This is a genomic window from Barnesiella sp. CU968, from assembly GCF_905219685.1.
Lineage (GTDB): Bacteria > Bacteroidota > Bacteroidia > Bacteroidales > Muribaculaceae > Lepagella > Lepagella muris_A.
Genome location: NZ_CAJMXD010000239.1, coordinates 1 through 4,667, shown reverse-complemented (window position 1 = coordinate 4,667; position 4,667 = coordinate 1). Strand labels below are relative to the sequence as shown.

Here is a 4,667-nt window from a genome sequence, read left to right as displayed (position 1 = left end):
CCACATACTTCCTCTTAAACTCCCAGCTCCTCCTTAAACTCCCAGCTCCTCCTCTACTCTCCTTTAAACTCTTCCAAGAAACAAAAAACATGAATAAACTGAAATTATTCCTCATACCGATATGTGTTGCCGCGATTGCATTGACTTCATGCAACAGCATATTCCGTGATTCACCTAATGATAAACTCGCCGAGAACATGATATGGTCCGACGAGATGATGCTTGATGAATATACCGGCAGCTGGTACCGACATATGGACAACGGTTTCTCAACCCTTGTCTCCACCTTGATCAAAAATAACGGCGAAGAGTTCGAACCGTGGTTCGGAGACCAGATTACGGTGGGACGTCGCGACTAGTATCAGGCGGGCTATGGTGAAATTCTAAAAGGTTCGGAAACAATGATCAACGGCAGAAGCCGCCTGATATGGCAGACCGCTTACGAGCAGATACGATCTGTCAACAAGCTTCTTGCGCATCAGTCGGAATTACCCGCCACGATACGCGACCGAATTGTCGGAGAAGCGCATTTTTTCCGAGCATGGTATTACTATACCCTCCTTCGAAGATATGGCGGTGTGATGCTGATCGACAGAGTTTTCGACCCGCTTATGGAGACCGTAAAATACCCTCGCGCCTCATATGATCAGATGGTAACATTCATAACGGAAGAGGCGGAGAAGGCTGCAAGACTGCTTCCTGAATCTCATGAGTCAAGACACATAGGACGCGTCACAAAAGGTGCTGCATACATGCTAAAGGGGAAGACTTATTTTTGGGCTGCCGGGGTCAAATTCCAGAACGCCGAAAAGCCATATCTCGGTTTTCCGGACAACCGCACCGACAAAATGCGTGAGCTTGCTGCCAAGGCTTATGACGAAGTGGAGAACCTTCATGTATATGACCTGATGCCCGCTGAGGGGGGCAATATACGCGACAAGGCAATGCAATACCGCAACATTTTCCTCACAAAAAATTCGGTTGAGTCGATATTGGAAGTGCAGCACAACGACAATGGCGACTACATCTACCAGTTCGGTCATAGACTTGACCGCGATGCCGCTCCGCCATCTATGGGCGGAACCAACTGCGCATACAATCCGACTCAGAACCATGTCGATGAATACCGGATGGCAAACGGAAAGATGATTGATGATCCTGACTCTGATTATGACGAAGACAATCCTTACGAAAACAGAGACACCCGATTCTACGCCAATATCCTCTATGATGGCGCGGAATGGGCATCACATGTTCTCGACATGCACTACACGATGGCTGACGGCAAGGAAGTCGCCGGACTTGACCTTACGGCATACGGAACTTCCACTACTGCATCAATAACACGCACCGGATACTATATGGCAAAGTTCCTGCGCGAATCGCAACAGATCAATAATGATGAAACTTATGCGAGTTCGCAGAATTACATAATATGGAGATATGCGGAGATGCTTCTCGACTACGCCGAGTTGGACTGGCATGCAGGAAGGACTGGCGATGCTCTTGCCAAAATAAACCGTATTCGAAGAAGGGTCGGCATGCCGGATCTCCCTTCGGTCACGCTTGAAGACATTATGAACGAACGTCGCGTAGAACTTGCTTTTGAAAAAACCACATATTGGGATCTCCTCAGACTTGGAATAGCCGAAGAGACAATGAATGGTGAAGACAACCCTCTATACAACGTCAAGATTGTGGTGAGAGCAGATGGCTCAAAAAAAATTACGCATTCTGTAGTAAACGGACGCAACAGCAGTATCAGGTATTTCGCGCCAAAACAGTATTTCTGGCCGATTTCCTGGGATGATATCCGCTATCATGAAGTTGAGCAGAATCCGGGATGGGCTGAAGTTTAATTTTTAAAATATATATTATGAAAAAGTTTTTACTTACAATCGCAGCTGCCGCCATGGCAGCGGGGCTGAACGCACAGCAGACCTACAATTTCTTTGATGCCGCCGATGTTGACTCCGATGGCTGGCTCTGGTTCGACACTCAGGCAAAGCTTGACAAATATTGCGGTTACGCTTCCAAGACCAGATCATTCGCAATACAACTTCAGGACGCCGATTACGAGCTGGAGGATTTCTCCCAGCCGCAGTGCACCACGGATGCCGGTTACACAGGTCTTGGCACCGATGGCACAAAAGGTGGTGCCAATTCCCGCACCGGAGCCATAATCCTGCCGCCGGCAGGATCCGGGTTCTCAGCTTTGACAGCACCCGGAGGCAGAGGTGGGGCGATAATGTTGCATCTGCCGGATTGCGCCAAGCTTGATGTCTGTGTTTCTGCAGAACAGGAAGCAATTAATCTGTGCGTGCATGTCGCTTCCGGCAATGTCCGTGTGACTGAAGTGCAGATGATAAAAGGTGGTGAAAAGATAGGCGGGATCCTTGGCGATGACCTCGAGAATGTCACATATACCGGCAACTGGAACGATATTGAGCAACTCGAGGACTCGGAATACGGTCCGAACTGGGATCAGTATTTCAAAATCCAGAGTAATCCGGGTGAGAAACGCACTGTCCTCATCGGAAACTACATGAAGAATTCCCCACTTTACATACATGGCATACGCGTGCTTACATACTCTGACAATTCGGGAGCAGGTGTTGAAGAAATCGGTAATGCCACAACTGATGACAACGCTCCTCTCTACAACGTATTCGGGGTGAAAGTTGACAGCTCTTACAAAGGAATTGTGATCAAAAATGGTAAGAAGTTTGTAAACCGCTGATCCAAAACCGATTTCTCAACATTCAGAAAATAACTGATAATGACTCTGCCGGACAACCGCATAGGTATCCGGCAGAGTTTATTTGTTAATATATGTTAATCTATAGTACTTTGTATTGCATGGTACTATAAAAACACATACCTTTGCGGTGTCAAACCTCTCATGCCTCTGACATCATAACTCAGACAACTCGACTCACATTCAACGTCACAACATATGGCAACAAACATTGACAACATGAAATCCCAGATGCGGAAAGGGATGCTCGAATTCTGCGTGCTGCTGTTGCTTAGCCGCAACGACGCTTACGTTTCCGAGATTATCTCCCGCATGAAAGAGGCTCACCTGATAGTGGTGGAAGGCACCTTGTATCCGCTGATGACCAGGCTGAAAAACGATGGTCTGCTGAACTACCGCTGGGAGGAATCTCCATCAGGTCCACCCCGCAAATACTATTCCATCACTCCGATGGGCATACATTTTCTAAACGAGCTGCACCAGTCGTGGAAGGATATTTCAAAATCCGTGAACCACTTGATTTACGGCTCCGACGCTGACCTGACAACAGATCCCGACCCGGAAACAGGTCCAGGCTCAGCCACAACAGATACAAATCAGCCTACAGACTCAATTTCAACATCAGACTCAACAACAGACTCAACCCGTAATATTTAAAACCCTCAGATCATGAAGAAAACATTTCCTGTCAACATAAACGGCAAAGTATTCTACATTGACGAAGACGCCTACGAACTTCTGAGCAATTATCTTACACAACTCCGCGCCGCTTTCTGCGGAACGGAGGGCGACGAGATCGTCACAGACATAGAAAGCCGGATTTCAGAACTTTTTGACGAGCGCATCTCAGCGGGCGCAAATGCCATAACATTCGCTGACGTGAACAGCGTCATCGAAATCATGGGCAAACCGGCTGACATAGGAGACATGAACGACGGAATCACCCCTCCACCGCCTTACAGCAGGGACACAGATGAAACCAATGCAGAAAACACAGTTGTAAAGCCTTCCAGGAAGAGACTCTACCGAAACCTCAACAACAAAGTGATCGGCGGTGTGTTCGGAGGGCTCTCCACCTATCTCGGATGGGACGCCAACATAATGCGTCTGCTGTATGCGGCACTATGCATCGCTACGTATGTCTGGCCGCTTGTGCTCCTCTACCTTATCGCATGGATGATAATTCCGCCCGCCAACAATCCTCGACGAATCCTTGAGTCGCAGGGAAACCCCGTGACTATAGACAACATCGGACAGGAGGTTCTCTCATCCACTCCTCCCCTGGGTCATGAAGCCGACAATTCTTCAGTCACGTTTGTTGAAAACGCGTTTAGGGTATTAGGCAAATTTCTGATGGGACTCATCGGACTCATCGGGGTTGCCGCGACACTTGTGGCAACAGGTTTCTTCGCGTTTTTCCTCGTCGCGTTCATAGCGAGTTACGGATTCGGTAATGACATACTGATAAATGCTTTGGACTGGGATCTCGACCATTGCACATCAACATTGGTTCCTATCGTATGCAGTTCGGCATGCATGGCTTTCTCGTTGTGTTTCATCATCCCCGGAGTCGCATTGGCATGGACGGCAGGCTCGGTGCTTTTCAATTACCGCAAAGCTTCAAAAACCACTGTCATAGTGGCGGCGATATTCGAGACTCTCATAATCGTGGCAACCGTAATTCTGATGATTTACGCCACCCATCTCACCAGATTCTTATAATAAGTTGTTTAGAAGTGATTTACACCAAAAGTGCGAACTCGTCTTGACTTATTTTTTCTTGACATCAGCGAGATATTTCCGAGGTGTTTTCGCCACTCGAAGAGCCGGCGACCTTTCGGTTGGCGGTGATGAGAGGGGTGAAAACAACCGGAAAGATCCGCTGAGGTTGAAAAAAGAATTAACAATA

General features: G+C 47.9%; 4 protein-coding genes and 1 pseudogene. All 5 read left to right on the top strand.

All coding sequences use genetic code 11. The features are described from left to right. Window positions 1–89 precede the first annotated feature (89 nt). The gene (locus JX312_RS14320) at window positions 90–359 is read left to right on the top strand and encodes a hypothetical protein (protein WP_370541493.1); all 270 of its coding nucleotides are present in this window, start codon (window positions 90–92) and stop codon (window positions 357–359) included. Between the two features lie 42 nt (window positions 360–401). Continuing rightward, window positions 402–1,859, top strand: coding sequence for a RagB/SusD family nutrient uptake outer membrane protein (locus JX312_RS09450; protein WP_370541492.1), 1,458 nt, complete (start codon window positions 402–404; stop codon window positions 1,857–1,859). Window positions 1,860–1,876: 17 nt separating this feature from the next. Continuing rightward, window positions 1,877–2,740, top strand: a complete 864-nt coding sequence (locus JX312_RS09445) for a hypothetical protein (RefSeq protein WP_128707352.1) — start codon at window positions 1,877–1,879, stop codon at window positions 2,738–2,740. Between the two features lie 216 nt (window positions 2,741–2,956). Further along, window positions 2,957–3,277: pseudogene (locus JX312_RS09440) on the top strand (PadR family transcriptional regulator); the annotation flags it as partial. Window positions 3,278–3,427: 150 nt separating this feature from the next. Beyond that, complete coding sequence (locus JX312_RS09435; protein ID WP_204457821.1) at window positions 3,428–4,480, top strand: PspC domain-containing protein; 1,053 nt, start codon at window positions 3,428–3,430, stop codon at window positions 4,478–4,480. Window positions 4,481–4,667: the final 187 nt, after the last annotated feature.